The sequence below is a fragment of the Rothia sp. HMSC065D02 genome, from assembly GCF_001815285.1.
Lineage (GTDB): Bacteria > Actinomycetota > Actinomycetes > Actinomycetales > Micrococcaceae > Rothia > Rothia dentocariosa.
This window is the reverse complement of sequence record NZ_KV820092.1, coordinates 567,241-584,778: the sequence shown is the minus strand read 5'-3', so window position 1 is coordinate 584,778 and position 17,538 is coordinate 567,241. Positions and strand designations below refer to the sequence as shown.

Annotated in this window: 17 protein-coding genes; 7 read left to right on the top strand and 10 right to left on the bottom strand. The window is 48.3% G+C overall.

The features are described from left to right. Window positions 1–169 precede the first annotated feature (169 nt). The 3 genes from HMPREF3016_RS09975 to HMPREF3016_RS09965 form a co-directional block, all read right to left on the bottom strand. Window positions 170–1,216 carry a COX15/CtaA family protein gene (locus tag HMPREF3016_RS09975; RefSeq protein ID WP_048752210.1) on the bottom strand — a complete coding sequence of 349 codons (1,047 nt, stop codon included), beginning with the start codon at window positions 1,214–1,216 and terminating at the stop codon, window positions 170–172. A 95-nt stretch (window positions 1,217–1,311) separates the two neighbouring features. Then, the gene (locus tag HMPREF3016_RS09970) at window positions 1,312–2,094 is read right to left on the bottom strand and encodes an ABC transporter permease (RefSeq protein ID WP_048752298.1); all 783 of its coding nucleotides are present in this window, start codon (window positions 2,092–2,094) and stop codon (window positions 1,312–1,314) included. A 44-nt stretch (window positions 2,095–2,138) separates the two neighbouring features. Then, complete coding sequence (locus HMPREF3016_RS09965; protein WP_371441548.1) at window positions 2,139–3,155, bottom strand: ABC transporter ATP-binding protein; 1,017 nt, start codon at window positions 3,153–3,155, stop codon at window positions 2,139–2,141. Between the two features lie 326 nt (window positions 3,156–3,481). On the opposite strand from HMPREF3016_RS09965, the gene HMPREF3016_RS09960 reads away from it, so the two are divergent. From HMPREF3016_RS09960 to HMPREF3016_RS09940, 5 genes are all read left to right on the top strand, one after another. After that, window positions 3,482–4,306 (top strand): helix-turn-helix transcriptional regulator, encoded by an 825-nt coding sequence (locus HMPREF3016_RS09960; protein ID WP_070741907.1) that lies wholly within the window; start codon window positions 3,482–3,484, stop codon window positions 4,304–4,306. A gap of 93 nt (window positions 4,307–4,399) precedes the next feature. Further along, entirely contained in the window at window positions 4,400–5,857 is a 1,458-nt protein-coding gene (sufB, locus tag HMPREF3016_RS09955) for a Fe-S cluster assembly protein SufB (protein ID WP_048752205.1), read from the top strand. Continuing rightward, window positions 5,857–7,131: a Fe-S cluster assembly protein SufD gene (sufD, locus tag HMPREF3016_RS09950; protein WP_048752203.1), complete on the top strand. Its 1,275-nt coding sequence runs from the start codon at window positions 5,857–5,859 to the stop codon at window positions 7,129–7,131. Before sufB ends, sufD begins: the two co-directional genes overlap by 1 nt. A gap of 18 nt (window positions 7,132–7,149) precedes the next feature. After that, window positions 7,150–7,908 carry a Fe-S cluster assembly ATPase SufC gene (gene sufC, locus HMPREF3016_RS09945; RefSeq protein WP_004004627.1) on the top strand — a complete coding sequence of 253 codons (759 nt, stop codon included), beginning with the start codon at window positions 7,150–7,152 and terminating at the stop codon, window positions 7,906–7,908. A 36-nt stretch (window positions 7,909–7,944) separates the two neighbouring features. Continuing rightward, window positions 7,945–8,274, top strand: coding sequence for a metal-sulfur cluster assembly factor (locus HMPREF3016_RS09940; RefSeq protein WP_048752201.1), 330 nt, complete (start codon window positions 7,945–7,947; stop codon window positions 8,272–8,274). 103 nt (window positions 8,275–8,377) lie between these two features. Here HMPREF3016_RS09940 and HMPREF3016_RS09935 read toward each other — a convergent pair whose 3' ends face one another. Beyond that, complete coding sequence (locus HMPREF3016_RS09935) at window positions 8,378–8,845, bottom strand: HD domain-containing protein (RefSeq protein WP_115333565.1); 468 nt, start codon at window positions 8,843–8,845, stop codon at window positions 8,378–8,380. A 108-nt stretch (window positions 8,846–8,953) separates the two neighbouring features. Further along, the gene (locus HMPREF3016_RS11380; protein ID WP_246828535.1) at window positions 8,954–9,487 is read right to left on the bottom strand and encodes a GNAT family N-acetyltransferase; all 534 of its coding nucleotides are present in this window, start codon (window positions 9,485–9,487) and stop codon (window positions 8,954–8,956) included. A gap of 774 nt (window positions 9,488–10,261) precedes the next feature. Here HMPREF3016_RS11380 and HMPREF3016_RS09925 point away from each other — a divergent pair. Then, a complete protein-coding gene (locus tag HMPREF3016_RS09925) occupies window positions 10,262–11,074 on the top strand; it encodes a DUF4253 domain-containing protein (RefSeq protein WP_048752198.1) in 813 nt (270 codons plus the stop codon). 50 nt (window positions 11,075–11,124) lie between these two features. Here HMPREF3016_RS09925 and HMPREF3016_RS09920 read toward each other — a convergent pair whose 3' ends face one another. Genes HMPREF3016_RS09920 through HMPREF3016_RS09910 form a run of 3 tightly spaced genes read right to left on the bottom strand, consistent with a single transcriptional unit; the run spans window position 11,125 to window position 13,199 of the window. Next, window positions 11,125–11,772, bottom strand: coding sequence for a CbiQ family ECF transporter T component (locus HMPREF3016_RS09920; protein WP_083315912.1), 648 nt, complete (start codon window positions 11,770–11,772; stop codon window positions 11,125–11,127). Beyond that, the gene (locus HMPREF3016_RS09915) at window positions 11,769–12,599 is read right to left on the bottom strand and encodes an energy-coupling factor ABC transporter ATP-binding protein (RefSeq protein ID WP_070741905.1); all 831 of its coding nucleotides are present in this window, start codon (window positions 12,597–12,599) and stop codon (window positions 11,769–11,771) included. The genes HMPREF3016_RS09920 and HMPREF3016_RS09915 overlap by 4 nt, the downstream gene beginning before the upstream one ends. 6 nt (window positions 12,600–12,605) lie before the next feature. Beyond that, a complete protein-coding gene (locus tag HMPREF3016_RS09910) occupies window positions 12,606–13,199 on the bottom strand; it encodes a biotin transporter BioY (RefSeq protein WP_070741902.1) in 594 nt (197 codons plus the stop codon). A gap of 267 nt (window positions 13,200–13,466) precedes the next feature. Here HMPREF3016_RS09910 and abc-f point away from each other — a divergent pair, with 267 nt between their 5' ends. Further along, entirely contained in the window at window positions 13,467–15,065 is a 1,599-nt protein-coding gene (gene abc-f / locus HMPREF3016_RS09905; protein ID WP_070741899.1) for a ribosomal protection-like ABC-F family protein, read from the top strand. A gap of 592 nt (window positions 15,066–15,657) precedes the next feature. Here abc-f and HMPREF3016_RS10865 read toward each other — a convergent pair. Together HMPREF3016_RS10865 and HMPREF3016_RS09900 are read right to left on the bottom strand one after the other, a co-directional pair. Further along, window positions 15,658–16,371, bottom strand: coding sequence for a metal-dependent hydrolase (locus tag HMPREF3016_RS10865; RefSeq protein ID WP_239661859.1), 714 nt, complete (start codon window positions 16,369–16,371; stop codon window positions 15,658–15,660). 134 nt (window positions 16,372–16,505) lie between these two features. Next, window positions 16,506–17,474, bottom strand: coding sequence for an SURF1 family cytochrome oxidase biogenesis protein (locus HMPREF3016_RS09900; protein ID WP_013399045.1), 969 nt, complete (start codon window positions 17,472–17,474; stop codon window positions 16,506–16,508). Between the last annotated feature and the right edge of the window lie 64 nt (window positions 17,475–17,538).

The following is a 17,538-nucleotide window of genomic DNA, read 5'->3' as shown; positions in this document are numbered from 1 at the left end:
CAATCTGTGGGGTAGGAGGTACTCACAGATAGGCATACCTTCGGCTCAAAGACGTGCAGGCGCAGGAATGCTCCTTAATAGTGTACGCCTAACCTTAAATAGCTACCAAGGCATGCCAGCAATAAACCCATATATGACATTGTGCGCTTACCGTGGGAATAACTCAGCTCTAAGAAATTGCTAGCCGCTGTTGAGCTAGGGCACGGGCCTTCTGAGAAGATAGGGTCAGCTGCCTTTCGATCAGCGATAGTGATGCCCAGGTAAACATACCCGACCCCAGCATATGCGCCTCAACGAGTAGAGGGGGAAGCCCGGTGTTGTATTGAATATAGCCAATCGCGCCCTGATAGACCATGATTGCTGCCAGTACAAGTAAAGATGATAAGAAAGCACGTGGCATGGCGTACTTCCGTACTAAAACAAACATGATAACCAGCAGAAAAAGAAATGCCCACACTGCCCATGCATGAGCACGGGATACTGCGATAGCGTCGAACTCGTGGCGATGCGTGCGTGGATCACCCGCATGCGGGCCTGTGCCGGTGACTACGGTACCCATAAAAAGTAAGAACGAAACTAACGCCAAATCTATCCAACCAAGTAGGCGGATAACACCACTTTTTTGTGGAGGAAATTCCTTAGTAATATCTTCGCGCTCAGAGATACCTGCCCTAAAATAGCGACGCACACGGTTTACCAAGATTGCTGCTAATCCAATCATGATGGCAGAGGCGAGGTAATGGGCTGTTACCATCCAGGGATTGAGCCGCTGCCATACAGTAACGCCGCCAATAACGGCCTGTAGCGGAATACCCCACAGGAGGAGTAAAGTCAGATTGAAAAGATCGCTATACTTTGATTCGTGTGCTCGTAATCCCGTAAAAAGCTTTGGAAAGATTGCTTTGACGTGGTGCACATCAGGCAGCGCAATTCGGAGAATCGCTAAGAACGCAAGGATAGTGATTACCATGAGCACAAAAGTGAGCATACGGTTACCGAATTCAACGAGCCCATGGATACCGTCGGCAGGGGTAGTTGTCCACTGTTCTGCAGTACACCGAGGCCAGGTATCGCATCCAAGGCCTGATCCCGTAAGGCGCACAACGGCGCCAGTTACGATGAGTAAGAGATTGCTCAGAGCCGTACCCACCGCTGTGTACAAAACCCAGGGGGTGTATTGGATGGGAGATAGTTTATTTTTGAGGGTAACTAGCATAAGAAAAGCCTTTTAAACCGTGTATGCGTTAGGAATGATCGTTGATGGTGCTGGTTGATTCCAGAACTCGTCCCGAAATCCTGAACTTAAGAGCGCTAATCGGACCATTTAAATTTACGTGAAGCAATAAAACCAATCACTAGTGTCCAGACAAGTAGCACAGCATGGGGAAGGGGTAAAAATATATCCTGTAGATAATCACCGCGAATCGCTTCACCTAAAGCGCCTGAAGGCAGGCACAGAATGATAATGCGGTACAGCTCAGGGAAATTATCTATTGGAATAAGGATCCCACCAGCGCTGGCCAGAACAACCCAGGCGATATTCACGATAGCTAAAGTTGCCTCAGCCCTCACCGTCCCAGCAACGAGTAAGCCTAGGGCTGTAAATGCGGCAGCCCCAAGCAATAAAGTACTAAAAGAGCGATACATCGCAAAAATATCCGGACGCCATCCAAGACCGAACCCAACGATAGTGACCATAATAAACTGTATGGCGATAACGGTGATAACTGCCAGCACCTTGCCGATAATAAGCCCGTTGCGTCCTAGAGGGGTGGTAGACAGAAAACGAAGAACACCGTACCGGCGGTCAAAACCAGTGGCAATCCCTTGACCAGAAAGTGCAGTTGAGACAACACAGAGAGCCAGTACCCCCGGCACTGCAACATTGACGCGGGTCGTATTCAACGCATCAGCGTAAGAATCCAGAAAGCTTGTATAGCGAAGTCCAAAAAGCGCCATCACGGGGAAGGCAATATTGAGCATCAGCTGTTCACCATTTTTAAGCATGGCAAGGGTCTCATATTTACCTTGAGCTAGAATACGCTGAAAACTAGAAGCAGCGCGCGGATACGGATACTCGTTACCTTCTGTCATCTGCTGACTATCGGGGGCAGTGGGCAGCTCTGCATTTGAGGGGTTCATCGGATATCACGTCCCGAAATATCCAAGAATACGTCTTCCAAAGTCTTCGGTTCCATCGTGAGAGAGTTAGGCATAAGGTAGTGATGTGCTAGGGCTGTCGTGAAAGCGGAAAGATGTTCGGGTGTAAGGGGACCACGGAGCTCATATTCGCTTAAGCCGCCTAGTGAGTATGGCGTATGCTCTATAAGCTCTACATCCGTACGAAGATGTACAGGCAATAAGTCGTCACGCGTAGGTGAAGGTGCTTCTAACGTGAAATGAAGCCGTACAACCCCGTCTCCTGTTACAAGTTCTGGGACTGTACCTTCACGCGCCGTTTGACCATTATCAATAATATAGACATAATCCGCGAGCTTTTGCGCATCATCAATGAGATGGGTTGTTAAGATAATGGCGACTCCAGCCTCACGCTGCTCACGAATAATGTCAAAGACGACATTGCGAGACTGCGGATCAAGTCCTGCTGATGGTTCGTCTAAAAAGAGTACCGAAGGACGCCCAAGAAGGGCTGCTGCTAATGAGACACGTTGTTTTTGTCCCCCAGAAAGACGCCGAATATTGGTGCCGTTAAAAGCATCTATTCCTAAACGATCTACAAGTTCACCGACAGGATAAGGATTGGCGTACATCTGAGCAACATGTTCAAGAAGTGGTACGGGACGTACGGCATTAGGAAGCCCCCCATCCTGAAGCATGATACCGACGGAGGCCCGCATCTCTGGGGATGCCAGAAGAGGGTCTTCTGAAAGAAGCTGAATAGTGCCGGACGTAGGTTCAGTAAGCCCCTGGGCACATGCAAGAGTTGTAGTCTTACCTGCACCGTTAGCACCCAAGAGTACAACAACCTCGCCGGGATAGACTTGAAGACTTATGTCAGCAACTGCGCGATGCATACCCTGAGCGGTAAGACGTTCAGGGTGTTTCTCGCGGAAAGAACGAGAGGGCTTAAACTCTTTGACGAGATGAGAAATCTTGAGTGCAGGATCGCTGCTAGTACCGCGAGCTGCTGAAATGTCTAATGCGGTAGCTGCTTGGTGTTGATAAGCTTCAGTTTCTGCCACCTCTCTATCTTAAGCCCTCAGAGAGTAATCTCTATGTTTCCCTCTAGCGATAGCATCTTTATGACGCGAGTTAGATCACGTCAAAGTGAGGATATGAACCGCTTAGCACTCTCATGGAAATGCCCGAAGAGCAAAAATACCTAGAGGCCTAAAGGCGGTATTATCTTTCACCGGTTCTTATGGCTTACCGCAGCTAAGCAAGAGACTAAACGGTGTGGTGTGTGCAAGTAGGAAGACCTTACTAGCCAAGATTGAAGTAATTAGGACATACTTTAGTTGTGTATTCCGTGAACAAGACATCTCATCGAGGGCTTCAACAGCAGCCTTCCTCGCATAAGAAGTCAAGCTCTGGCGCACGTAAAGCGGAAGTTGAAGAACGCACCCGTGACCGGGTTCTTCGTGGTGTCCTGAACCATGGTCCCGTGTCTGCGGCAAGCTTGGGAGAGCTTTTAAGCTTGACCCCCGCCGCTGTGCGTCGGCACCTTGATGCGCTTGAACAAGCAAACATGATTGAAGTTGCTTCTCTCAAACAATATGGGGCAGGTGCGGGGCGCCCAGCTCGACGGTACGTCATCGCACCTCAAGGTCACGAACGTCTAGGAAATGACTATTTGATGATTGCGCGCAACGCTCTTGAAATGTTGCGTGACACCGTTGGGGAGAGCGCACTTGAAACTTTCGCATCCACACGGGCTGCCGAAATGGAGGCACGATACCGCCCTGTTGTGGAAGCGGCAGGGGAGGATGTTGCGGCGCGAGCCCAGGCTCTCGCTGAAGCCATGAGTCGTGATGGGTTTGTGACAACAGCGCAGATTACAGAACCACCTGCCGGTCGGCTCGCGCCGGGGAAATTGCTAGCTAGCATACAGCTCTGCCAAGGGCATTGCCCAATACGCGATCTGGCTGAAGATTTTCAGGTTTTCTGCGAACAAGAGACTGGGGTTATTTCTGATCTTCTGGGCGTTGACGTACGTAGGCTATCAACGATGGCTGGAGGGGCTCACGTATGCACAACTCACGTTCCGCTCAATCACTTAACAGAACGTGTGAATTCTGAAAAACCGGAAACATCAGAAAGCATGCGGGGTAATTCGGCACGGTAGAAATTACCCCAACCTAGAGTGTGTTATTCCAAAGACTACCGAGCCCGCATCTGCGGAGCCGGATAAATTTCAATCCATCTAAGAAAGGCCGTAATGACTGAGCAAGTTGAGCAGAGTGCCAACGACACTGTCATTTCAGAGATTCTGGAGTTGAACCCTGAACTCGAGGGCATTGGCAATTACGAGTATGGTTGGGCAGACTCTGACGAGGCGGGCCAGTCCGCTAAGCGTGGTCTGGACGAAGCCGTAGTGCGTGACATCTCTGCGAAGAAGAATGAACCCCAGTGGATGCTGGATATGCGTCTGAAGGCATTGAAGTTTTTCGAGCGTAAGCCGATGCCAACCTGGGGTGCAGATCTTTCTGACATCGATTTCGATAACATCAAATACTTCGTGCGTTCTACCGAAGGTCAGGCTGAGTCTTGGGAAGAGCTTCCTGAAGATATCCGCGTGACATATGAACGTTTGGGTATTCCGGAAGCGGAACGTAACTCATTGGTCGCTGGTGTTGCCGCTCAGTATGAGTCTGAGGTTGTGTACCACCAGATCCGTGAAGACTTGGAGTCTCAAGGCGTTATCTTTGTTGATACCGATACCGGTTTGCGCGATTATCCTGAAATATTTAAGGAATACTTCGCCTCTATTATCCCTATCGGCGATAACAAGTTCTCCGCTCTTAATACTGCGGTGTGGTCTGGCGGATCATTTGTGTATGTTCCGCCGGGGGTACATGTTGAGATCCCCCTGCAGGCATATTTCCGCATTAATACTGAGAACATGGGGCAGTTTGAGCGTACCTTGATCATCGCAGATGAAGGGTCATATGTTCACTATATTGAGGGCTGCACCGCGCCTGTATACCGCTCTGATTCGCTGCACTCAGCAGTTGTCGAGATCGTTCTTAAGAAGAACGCCCGTGTTCGCTACACTACCATTCAGAACTGGTCGAACAACGTGTACAACCTGGTGACTAAACGAGCAGTCGCGCATGAGGGTGCCACTATGGAATGGGTTGATGGTAACATCGGCTCTAAGGTTACTCAGAAGTATCCTGCAGTATATATGGTCGGTGAACACGCCAAGGGCGAGACTCTGTCAATCGCGTTTGCTGGTGAAGGGCAGCATCAGGATACTGGTTCCAAGATGGTGCATATTGCCCCGAATACTTCTTCAACGATTGTTTCGAAGTCCGTGGCTCGTAACGGCGGACGTAGCGCATACCGCGGTCTAGTGCAGGTACGTGAAGGTGCGAAGCACTCGAAATCATCCGTGGTGTGTGATGCTCTCTTGGTTGATACTGTATCGCGTTCAGATACCTACCCCTATGTCGACGTTCGTGAAGATGACGTTACGATGGGGCATGAAGCTACGGTTTCACGCGTTTCTGAAGAACAGCTCTTTTACCTCATGCAGCGTGGGCTGGCCGAGGATGAAGCAATGGCTATGATTGTGCGAGGCTTCGTTGAACCGATTGCTCGTGAGCTGCCCATGGAATACGCACTTGAACTTAACCGCCTCATCGAACTTCAGATGGAAGGATCTGTGGGCTAATGTCGACTAACGAAGAGACCCTGGGATATCACAGCCCAATTATTCCCGGTATGGATCAGGAAGGCGAGAAGCTCGCCTCTGAGCATGTCCATGATGATACTATTTTGCGCGCTACCGAGGAACACCATCAAGGCTCAAACCCTAATAACGTGCAGAAGGTTCTTGACGCTTCCCGCGCAGAACGGAAAACCTCATATAACGTTGAAGACTTTGAGCCACTTACTGGACGCGAGGAAGATTGGCGTTTTACCCCGCTGAAACGTTTGGGCGGTCTTCACCTTGACACTCTGCAGGCACAAGCCCCAGCTCCGAAGATCCAAGCACCTTCTGAAGTTATCCTTGAAGAAGTATCCCGTGAAGATGAGCGCATTGGTACAGCAGGTGTTCCTGAAGACCGTGTAGCTGCAAATGCATGGACTCATTTTAAGACAGCTACTGTGGTGACTATTCCCGCCGAAACCGAGCTTACTGAGCATATCGAAATAGATATTGACGGACAGCATTGTGATGCTGCTACTCAACATATACTGATTGAGGCTAAACCATTCTCAAAAGCGGTTGTTGTAATTCGGCATACCGGATCGGCTGTTCTGGCGCAGAACATAGAATTCCTGATACAAGATTCTGCACAGTTGAGCGTTATTACCCTTCAACAATGGAATGACGATGCGATTCATGCCTCAGCGCAGTATGCCAAGCTAGGACGCGATGCTCGTTTCAAACATGTGTGCGTTTCATTGGGCGGTGATATGGTGCGTGTTACCCCTTCAACGAAATTCACGGAACCGGGCGCTGAGACAGAGATGTACGGTCTTTATTTTGTGGATGCTGGCCAGCACATCGAGTCACGTTTGTTTGTGGATCATTCTGTGCCCAACTGCAAGTCGCGAGTGACTTATAAAGGCGCATTGCAGGGCAAAGCAGCGCACTCCGTATGGGTTGGTGACGTCCTCATTGGTAAAGATGCGGAAGGTACGGACACCTATGAGCTGAACCGTAATCTCCTCTTGGAGATTGGTCCGCGCGCTGATTCCGTACCGAACTTGGAGATCGAGACTGGACGTATCGAAGGTGCCGGTCACGCATCAACAACCGGTCAGCTAGATGATGAGCATCTATGGTACCTGCGGGCTCGTGGTATTCCGGAAGCTGAAGCACGTCGTCTAGTGGTCCGCGGATTCTTAAACGAGATTATCCAGCAGATTCGCGTACCAGAGCTTGAAACAGAACTTACTGATGCCCTTGAAGCAGAGCTTGCTCTCAGCAACAACTAAGCCTTATTAGGAGAAACAATGTCTACCCTTGAAATCAAGGATTTGCACGTCTCGGTCATTCTTGATGATGAAAAAACTAAGCCTATTCTCAAAGGCGTGAACTTAACCATTAACTCGGGCGAAATCCACGCTATTATGGGTCCAAATGGTTCCGGTAAATCTACTCTTGCCTCAACTATTGCCGGTCACCCCAAATACCAGATTGATTCCGGGCAGATACTGCTTGATGGTGACGATATTACCGAGATGAGTGTGGATGAGCGTGCTCGTGCTGGGCTGTTCCTTGCCATGCAGTACCCAGTCGAGATCCCCGGTGTCACGATGTCTAACTTCCTGCGTGCTGCTAAAACTGCTGTGGACGGTAAGGCACCTAACTTACGAACCTGGACCAAAGACGTTAAAGAAGCTATGAACCATCTGGACATTGATCCTGCGTTCGTTGCTCGTAACGTCAATGAAGGTTTCTCCGGCGGTGAGAAGAAACGTCATGAGATTCTGCAGCTGGAGCTTTTGAAGCCCAAGTTCGGTATTCTTGATGAAACTGACTCCGGCCTTGACGTTGATGCTCTTAAAGTCGTGTCTTCCGGCGTGAACCGTGCTCACGAGGAAAATAATATGGGTGTTATGCTGATTACGCACTATACCCGTATCCTGCGTTATATTAAGCCCGAGTTTGTGCATGTTTTTGTAGACGGCAAAATGGTCGATCAGGGCGGTCCTGAACTTGCAGATCGTCTAGAAGAAGAAGGTTATGTAGCATACACTGGGAAGAAATAATCTTATTCAGTACGAACTACTTGTAAGAGGTGCATCATGACTGAGACAGTGCAAGCTCGTCCCTCGCAAGAGGAAATTGAGGAAGTCCTCAAGGAAGTCATTGACCCTGAACTTGGGGTAAATATCGTTGATTTGGGTCTGCTTTATGGCATGCGCTGGGATGATAATGGAGTCCTGATCCTAGATCTAACGCTTACCACAGCTGCATGTCCGCTACAGGACGTTATTGAGGAACAGGTGGAAGCAAATCTCGATAGTGTCGTTACCGAATGGCGCGTGAACTGGGTATGGATGCCCCCGTGGGGGCCCGAACGCATTACTGAGGATGGTCGCGATATGATGCGCGCTCTCGGCTTCAACATTTAGCGTTGCCATACGTTTGTTTTGCTGTAAGGGGTGGGTACCTGGAACATTCCAGGTACCCACCCCTTGATTTATAATTCCACCTGATATTTGTAATACTACTCGTTCATATGTTTTCGGTTACACCTAAGAATCTGAGTGATTTACTGTATTTCTTCGCCAGACGTTTGCGAGTATCTTCGTCAAGGTGGGAAACACGTTCCGGGTCAGTGTTATCGGCAATGTCAGCACGTTTGACCCACAGTGCAATTTCATTAGCGCGAACTCTCGCCATAGATGACTCCAGAGGTTCATACGGACGTTTGGTGAGCGCATCAACGGCATCAATAATGCGGGCTGAAAAGTACCGAGCAAGGTAAGGGAGAGTGACTTCTGTATCCTCTACGGTATCGTGCAATAACGCCACGATCTGTGCTTCTGTGCGAAGCTCTTCAGGGGCAATTTCGCGCACTTTAAAAGCAACCCGTCGTGGATGAGATATATAAGGCCAACCGTTTTTATCGACCTGCCCAAGGTGAGCGTTGTCAGCGATACTATCTGCGAGACGAATCATTTCTTTGAAATATGAATTCATCGTTGTCTCCTTCATCAACGTGATACTTCTAATGTACTCTGTACGTCATTGTGCTGCGTTACTGCTTGTCATACATCAAGATTCTTTGCTTCTAGCTGGTGAGAGTTATCAAACCTCAAAAGACCGGTCTCCAACCCATATATAACTTCCTACTACTGTGCGCCCTACCCCTTGAGCATTGCGCAAGGACGGAACATTGTCGACATGGATTGTTCCCCATAGCATATCTTGAGGATTTACTTGAGGTAATTTGAGGAGGTTTTTAATACCGTGACGTAGAACTGCATTCCCTAGCCCTTGTCTGCGAAAAGGTACATCTAGACATAGCTCTTCGACGCTAAACCCTCTAAGTCCTTGTTCGCCTCTGCGATCTAGAGTCAAAAATCCTGCCGAGGAGTTATCCACTGTAATATGCCAGCCTGTTCCTTGACGTATAGCATCTTCAAATGATTCTTCTCCCTGAGGAGTGGCCCACTCAAAAAGATGGGGGTTCTTAACTGCAATAGATTCATATATGCGCTGCGTTTCGTAACTGGCAGCAGAAGCATCAGCAGGAGAAAGCGGGATGAGCTCTACTCGATCATAATTCTTCGGCCACAAGCGTTTGTCTAACTCACCTAGAGTCCCGGCGACAATGTGCATGTCAATAGTTGTTGCACGAGCACCGGGGACTGAACCAAGGCCACGTACAAGCTGATCTACCTTACCTGGCACAAAGAAACGTGTGCATATAGGACGGAAGCTTTCATAGTGGCGAAGCAAAGATTGGCTTAGAGCTGCGATATAGACTGTAGTACAAGGAATATTCGTAGCTATTACATCTATAAAAGGTCGATTCAGATCTTGCCCACGGTATCGAATTCCTGTAAGCGTTTGGTATGTGGCATGTGAATCTGTTATCGAAAAGAATCTATTGGCCCAGTCTTGTGTGTCTTGCGTAGGCATGTAGTTGAACTGGTTCTGTAGAAGAGGACTTATATGATCTCGATACCCCGCACCAAACTCTAGGGAGGTACGTTCCGTAAAATCTGCTGCGAAGTATTCTGCGCACTGCTGTGAAAGTTCCTCAGCCGAGTAGTACATATGGAAATTCTGAGGGACCCAAGAACGAGGGAGAAAGTCGTGGGCTTGTTCTGCGGGAAGATTTCCTAGTATAAACATAGAGATACCCTAACATATGTGATGTGAAGCATGCTTATATTCAATTTATGAAACTTATTCTGTTTTAAAAGAGATAAAAATCATAGTATATGAATGTCAAATAACAGGTAGTTTTGAAATACTTTGAGGGTATATCATGTGAATTGCTTAAGATGCTTTAGACTCGCCCCAAATCTAGCGTAGAAATCTGTTGTATAAGGCAGAAACTAACCGAAAACTCAGGTAAACTGATGGGAATCAAGCATCGGAGACACCATGGCGGAACTCTACAAGAAGTTCACCTCTTTATATCATTATCCGCACCTGCGGATAGCCCCTGGCGCTCCCAGCAGTTACATTCACCATTTGTATCTTAACCGTTTGGCGGATGGGCGGACCTATGGGTTCACCCCGGTTCTGGTCGTACTTGACGATCTTCTTCTGTCTACTATCCAGAACAATATATCGGCGCGCACGAAAAACCCGCCAGTGAATATTAGCGCTGAGTACGTTAAATCCTATGCTCAAGATATATTGACAGAACACCAAAAACGCCTTGATAAGGATTCATTAGAAATTCTTGTGCGTAAAATATTAGCTCGAGCTGACTCGACTTTATTCGAGAACTATTATGAAGGATTTTTAACGTCGCAGGTAACGGTTCCTCGCGGCATTGCACCTGCTCTACGTGCGCCTGCCCCTCTGACATTCGTATCAAGCCTGATGAATGAAGATGAGACTCTAGATAATTCAGCTGAAATTATCTTGCTTGAAATTCCTACAGCGTACCCATCAGACGTCTTTGCGTATCTGCCGTTTGGCGGGTGGGAAGACGTCCCAAGTGCGGAAGACATGTTAGCACTCGCGCAGTATTGGTATGAGCGGGATGGTGCTATTCCGGCTGTTATTGCAGCAACCTACCTTGAGTTTTATACTGCAGAGCCAATCACAACATTGCGCGACGCCGAGGTGCTTGCTTTAGAACAGGGGATAATAAGTCGAGCGCTAAAGCCCACAAGTTATGAGGATCTCTCATGTGTCGTGAAGGGGCTTTATAACAAGCCTTCGTGGTTCGTATGGTGGGAATAGTTTTGCTTAGCCGGGAATGATGTTTCTGGTGCCGTAAAAGAAAATTCCTTTTAGAGTTCTACGCCTCGTGCGGTTAAAACGTCCCCGGTTATTTGAGCGTATCCTACTGCTTGTACCACAAGAGGTACAAGCAGTCGCCAAGTGGAACGTTTGGGCAAACCGCGTGCGTGAGCAGCTTGTTGTAAAGCTCCCCAGTTATCCATAATGGCGGGAATAGATCTTATAACCAGAGCGAGCATCAGTCCTATACGTTTGGGAGATAAGCCTAGAAGTTTAAGTGGTGTGAGTAACCAGATGATTCCATCAAGTAAAAGAGGTAGCGGAGTAGTCGTGAGAAGAATCCGTGAGATTAGGACGGCGCCTAGCATGGTACACATGACGTCTACCGCAATTTGCCACGTGCCCCAAAAGACATAATAAAGCCCTAAAAGAATTATAAGCCATCGCAGCGTATAGACGATTTTTAAGAGCGTGCGGATACGCATCCCAGCTGACCAAGACAAGATAAAACAAAAGAACAGAACGTATAGTGCTACTTCCCAACCGGTTACCGCGAGCGCGAGCAGTAAACAAGCGCAGAGGAGGCTTTTGCCCCAAAGCGGTGTGCGATGCAACAGCGAATTCCCCGGAGCGTAGCTTCCAATAAGTAAGTTACCGAGGAAAGTCGCATGGTGCGACCTCTGCGCGGTTCGAATCACGTGGTTGAATCCTTCCGAGATTGCCTGGCTCGTATATTATGCAGCAGGTTTTCGTTGGGAAAGCCTTGTTCACAATATAAACGGTATTGTTGAACCGCTTCGTGCGCTTCGCCATGGTATATAAGCTCTCCATTATGGATAATGACTGCTTCATCGCATGTCTCCGCCAAGCCGAGGTCGTGGGTACTGATAATAAGCATCTGATCGAGACTATTCAGAAGGTTTATCAGCCGTGTTCGATTACGTAGATCAAGAAGAGTCGTAGGCTCATCAAGTAAGAGGATTCGTGGTTCTACCGCTAAAATCCCAGTGAGGGCTACAAGTTGTTTCTCTCCGCTGGAGAGAGAAAAAATGCTCTGATCAGCCTTGTCGTCGAGACCTTGTTGAGCAAGCAGCTTATGTGCTTGCTCTAGGCGTTGAGTTCGGTTGAGAGAGCTATGCCGACGGAGGCTAAGCTCTAGATCTTCGAGGACTGTAGGCATGATAAGCTGCGCATCTGGATTAGCGAAGAGCATACCTATAGACTGACGAGTTATCTGGGGATGTTCGGAGATATCTACTCCACATACCTTTATGATTCCCTGGGAGGACCGAGTAATACCATTAAAAAGCCCTAAAAAGGTTGACTTTCCCATGCCGTTAAGCCCAATAATCGCAGTTTTAGGTGCGGTTAAAGAGACTGATACATGGTCGATAATATTTCGAGTTTGTCCGTGAGCGTCTTCAGCTGACACGGTAACTGCATCAAGTTCAAGGGACGGGGGAGCGGACGGTATCGTTGGCGCTTCGTGCTCAATTTTGGCGCTACTTTTCTTGGAAAAAAACATCCTCAATTACCTGCGAGATTTTGAGCGCACTAACCCAGGAAATGCCCGATGCACAGCAGACGCCACGATAGACGCAACGATAGACTTAAGAAGGTCTGGAAGAGCAAATGAAGCCGCGATGACAAACGCATGGGTAAATTCCATATGTCCGTTGGTCATAAGCCCTAAGATACCTCCTGCAGAAATTACCACGAAGCCTACCATAGCGCAGAAGATGCACAGGATAGCGGTAAGCCAGGGATTGAGCTTTCTACGGATTACTGTATAAGCTAGCGTCCCAGCCAATAACGCGCCCAGAGGATAGGCTAGAAGATAGCCACCGGTTGGCGTCGCAAGCGTACCAAACCCTGAAGCACCTTTAGCAAAGATTGGTAGCCCTAGGCACCCTAACAGTACGTAGAGGAGAGTTGCTATAAAAGCTCGAAAACCACCGAGTACTAGAGCGGTGGTGTAGATAGCGAAAGGGCCAAGAGCTAAAGGAATCGGGACACCTGGGATTGGTAGCGCCAAAGGACTAAGAACCGCGATAAATGCTGTGAAGACTGCTATAAGAGCTATATTGCGCCCTGGTGATTGATCTGGGGCATAAGGGTTAGGCACGAGAGTTGATCCTTAAAAATATGAAGTCGTGTGTGGCTGATTATGACGTTCGGTGTCAAGATCGAGGGTAGTACCGCCCTCGACGCCGCTGGGGTCTTATATATTCTTATATACCTTCCTACCATAGAAAACGCATTATGTAATATATGTGACGTTTTACGGAGACTATCGGGTGTCAGCGTCTTCTAGCGTAACTCACGTAGAATAGATGGGTTGTTAAACTCCTCATTCACTAACTGTTTTGTTGATTCTCGGAAGGGACATGTTGTGATTTCAGTACAGAATTTAGAGCTCCGCGCGGGTGCCCGTCTGTTAATGGAAGATGTAACCTTTCGGGTAGATAATGGCGACAAGATCGGTTTAGTGGGGCGTAATGGGGCCGGGAAAACCACTATGACAAAAGTCTTGGCGGGATTAGCCCTACCAGCAGAAGGTACAGTCACCCGGTCCGGCTCTATCGGATACCTCCCTCAAGACCCCAAAGTCGATGATATGACTCAACTGGCGCGTGACCGTATTCTTTCAGCCCGCGGACTTGACGGAGTAGCCAAGAAAATGCGCCAAGCTCAAGAAGATATGGCGAGTGAAGATGAGAGCATACGTACAAAGGGTATGCGGCGCTATGATCGTCTTGAGGCTGAGTTTATTGCTGGCGGCGGCTATGCCGCAGAATCTGAAGCCGCAGTTATAACCTCCAACTTGGATCTGCCTGAACGAGTACTCGCGCAACCTCTTGAGACTCTATCTGGTGGGCAGCGTCGTCGTGTGGAGTTAGCACGTATCTTGTTTTCAGCTGCCGATACGATGCTACTTGATGAACCAACAAACCATTTGGATGCGGACTCCATTTTATGGTTGCGTGAGTTCCTGAAAAATTTTTCGGGTGGTTTGCTGGTTATTAGCCACGATGTTGAGCTTATGGAGTTGGTAGTTAACCGTGTGTTTTATCTTGATGCAAATCGTTGCGTGATTGACCAGTACAACATGGGGTGGAAGAACTATCTGAGCCAGCGTGAGCAAGATGAACATCGTCGTAAGCGTGAGCGTGCTAATGCTCAGAAGAAAGCTCAAGCACTCATGGAACAGGCTAATAAAATGCGGGCAAAGGCAACTAAAGCCGTGGCGGCTCAACAGATGATAAAGCGTGCTGAACGTATGATGCGGGGGCTGGAAGACGAACGCCAAACAGATAAAGTTGCTGCTATCCGCTTTCCTGAACCTGCCCCGTGCGGTAAGACCCCGCTGTCTGCACAGAGTCTTTCAAAATCCTACGGCTCACTTGAAATTTTTACCGATGTTGATCTGGCTATTGACCGTGGTTCTCGTGTTGTCGTATTGGGGCTGAATGGTGCTGGTAAAACTACTTTGCTACGTATTTTAGCTGGCAACACTGCTCCCGACACCGGCGAAGTTGTCTATGGGCATGGAGCTAAGATCGGGTATTTCGCGCAGGAACATGAGATTCTCGATGGTGAGCGAACTGTTTTAGAAAATATGAAATCCGCCGCGCCGGATCTTGACGATACGCGGGTACGCACTATCCTCGGTTCATTCCTTTTTTCTGGTGACGATGTGGAGAAACCAGCAGGTGTACTTTCCGGAGGAGAGAAAACTCGTCTTTCATTAGCAACTTTGGTCGCTTCGAGCGCCAATATACTTCTCTTGGATGAACCGACTAACAACCTTGATCCTGCATCTCGTAAAGAGATTCTGAACGCGCTCAAAGCCTATAAAGGCGCTATCGTTATGGTATCCCACGACGAAGGAGCTGTGGAGGCTCTAAACCCCGAACGTGTTCTTTTGCTTCCGGACGCAGTTGAAGACCTCTGGTCGAAGGAGTATCAGGATCTTATCTCACTTGCCTAGACGCAATCTGCTCTTAGGACAAGGAAAAGGTGTTTACCTAGCATCTGTATGTGATGTAACGCGTGGGAATGCTCCTAACCTTTGTGGGTATAGGTGTGTATGTAAACTGGCGCATAAGTGAAAGTGCTATGAAACTTTGAATATATCCTTAGAGCTTTCGCATATTATGTTGGCTATGTGGGATTTTCTGGCTAGAAGACACCCTCTTTACTTGATTTAATGATATATTGTGTGGGTTTTATAAAAATATAGTGTGTATCTGCCTACATTGTGGGTTTTTGGCTGGAAAACCAATACATGAGCGGGTTAGACTTGAGTTGTTCCCGCAAATGCGAGGATGCAAAAGCACAGATTTTCGACTCTGACGAGCCGGATTAGCGCAGGTAGAGAGATTCTATCTGATCGTAAAAGGAGAACAGCCTTATGCATAACACTGAGTACGAAAAGTACCCCACCTCCGGTGAAGAGAACGTCGAGGTTGACGTCTTCTGGCCCATCCAGGACGCTTAAGTCTTGGCAAGACTGAGGTAAAAAGGTTTTATCTCCCGCTCCTAACCATATGGTTAGGAGCGGGAGATTCTTTGTTTGATGCTCAAGAAATAATAAAGTTATGGAGTGGGTAAGGGCAGAAACCTAAAAGAGCTGCCGTGTACCAAACGATATAACAGGTTAGGCAGAGAATAAGGACCTTTTCCCGGATGCTTCCTGCATCACCTAAAAGTGGGAGTGCCATGTAGCCGCTTTTCTTCCAGAGGGAAGAGGCAACAAGTGGTTTAACCGTAATGGGGTATAGCGGGAGAACACCTCGGGTGGTCAGTGCGTCACCTATAACATGTAAGGTTGCGCCCACTGAAATGGCCCAGGGAAGAAGCTCTAAAGAATGAGTGGTATACGCAGCATAGCCTAGGGCGCAAGCCCCAATCCAACCTCCTGGAGCTCCTAAAATCCGCAAAGCCAGACCTCCTGAGAATGCGGCGAGAGCAAGGGACAACCACGGAATACTTTGGTAAGTGAGTGTACTGCCAAAGTATGCGATAGCCCAGAACGCGATGATCCCTAAAATTGAGTGCGTTCCCTTTCGGTGCCCTCCACTGATAAGGCCTACAATCCGGGCGATCCAACCTGATACAGGAGGTATAGAACGAGCGATAGAACCATTATGGTGATCAATATCTGGTAATACTCCTGCGCCAGCACAGGCAAGGGTTGTAACAATGAGGGTAGGAGTATTAGGGATTTGGATTACACCAAGTTCTGAGAGAACCAACCAGCCAGCGGCAGCGCTGACGGTATGAGAATAACCCATCATGTGTGACGAAACCCCTCGTATTATTTCGAAACTATATATGAGATCTTAGATCCAGTATACAGGGAAAATTCGAAAAAGGTTTCGATTTTTATGGTGGGTTACTTCCATATCCCTGCAGGAAAGCCTGGCGGTTACGGCCGTTCTAACCTGTCCAGGAAAGCGTCTTCTTCCTCTTCATCGGTCAGACGCGAGTGTTTCTTGGCAGGGCGGGGGCGTACAATAGATTTCATATGAGAAGGCATATCGTCGATCATATCCATCTTGCGAAGCACAACGGTTTCATCCTCATGCCCAATATAACTGCCATCCTCGGCATAGAACTGCCTATAATAGCGTTCTAGCTCCTGGGCTACCTGAGCATCTAATTCATCATTACGAACTTTTTGCCGTGCACTCCAGGCATAAACAGCATAAATAAGAACTGCAAAAGCATACCATTGCATAGAATAGGACAGATTAGGTCCATTATCGAGTTCAGGTTCGGATTTCTGTACAGGCCGTTGCACAGGCGTAGGTTCTTCAGAGTCCAGCAGACCGTAAGCCCCAGCGGCAACAGGTAAATGCGTACGTTCGCCGATTTCCTGAAGGTTGATAGACGCGACTTGGCCTTCGGGAGCATCCTTACCTGTAGCGCTCTCTCCTTGGTGGACTCGCGCCACAACAATAACATCATTTGCTGGTGGCGCAGGGACTTCGGTGCTGGGGCGTGAAGCATCTGAAGAACTCGCCGACATCCAACCCCTATTGATAATGACTATTTCACCAGTATCTGCACGAAAAGGGACCAATACTTCGAACCCATTTTGTCCCTGATAAGGACGGTTGCGTACCAGTAGCTGTTGATCGGTGATATACCGACCACGAAGGGATACAGGGTGCCACTGCGCCCCCGAATCAAAGTCTTGAAAAATTGTAGGATGGTCTTGGAAGCTATAGGGAGTTGCGTGATAATTCTGCACGATTAGTGAGTTGCGCCAATCTAAAGCCTCTTTTCGGCTCATCTGCCAACCAGCTAGATAAACACAGATTATCGAGAAAATAATGCACAGCACGAAAGAGCCTATCCACTTACCCGTGAAGAGAAAACGGTATGCACCCATAGCGAATTCCTCATGCCTTTCGAAGCTGATATGAGCCTATAAAAATAGATGTGTATATAGAGAC

Bases quoted from the DNA above. Each gene is read 5' to 3' on its own strand.
- sufD (WP_048752203.1), top strand. From the start codon at position 5,857: ATGTCGACTAACGAAGAGACCCTGGGATATCACAGCCCAATTATTCCC.
- HMPREF3016_RS09925 (WP_048752198.1), top strand. From the start codon at position 10,262: ATGGCGGAACTCTACAAGAAGTTCACCTCTTTATATCATTATCCGCAC.
- HMPREF3016_RS09970 (WP_048752298.1), bottom strand. From the start codon at position 2,094: ATGACAGAAGGTAACGAGTATCCGTATCCGCGCGCTGCTTCTAGTTTT.
- sufC (WP_004004627.1), top strand. From the start codon at position 7,150: ATGTCTACCCTTGAAATCAAGGATTTGCACGTCTCGGTCATTCTTGAT.
- HMPREF3016_RS09935 (WP_115333565.1), bottom strand. From the start codon at position 8,845: ATGAATTCATATTTCAAAGAAATGATTCGTCTCGCAGATAGTATCGCT.
- HMPREF3016_RS09900 (WP_013399045.1), bottom strand. From the start codon at position 17,474: ATGGGTGCATACCGTTTTCTCTTCACGGGTAAGTGGATAGGCTCTTTC.
- HMPREF3016_RS09915 (WP_070741905.1), bottom strand. From the start codon at position 12,599: ATGTTTTTTTCCAAGAAAAGTAGCGCCAAAATTGAGCACGAAGCGCCA.
- sufB (WP_048752205.1), top strand. From the start codon at position 4,400: ATGACTGAGCAAGTTGAGCAGAGTGCCAACGACACTGTCATTTCAGAG.
- HMPREF3016_RS09975 (WP_048752210.1), bottom strand. From the start codon at position 1,216: ATGCTAGTTACCCTCAAAAATAAACTATCTCCCATCCAATACACCCCC.
- HMPREF3016_RS09940 (WP_048752201.1), top strand. From the start codon at position 7,945: ATGACTGAGACAGTGCAAGCTCGTCCCTCGCAAGAGGAAATTGAGGAA.
- HMPREF3016_RS11380 (WP_246828535.1), bottom strand. From the start codon at position 9,487: ATGCACATTGTCGCCGGGACTCTAGGTGAGTTAGACAAACGCTTGTGG.
- HMPREF3016_RS10865 (WP_239661859.1), bottom strand. From the start codon at position 16,371: ATGGGTTATTCTCATACCGTCAGCGCTGCCGCTGGCTGGTTGGTTCTC.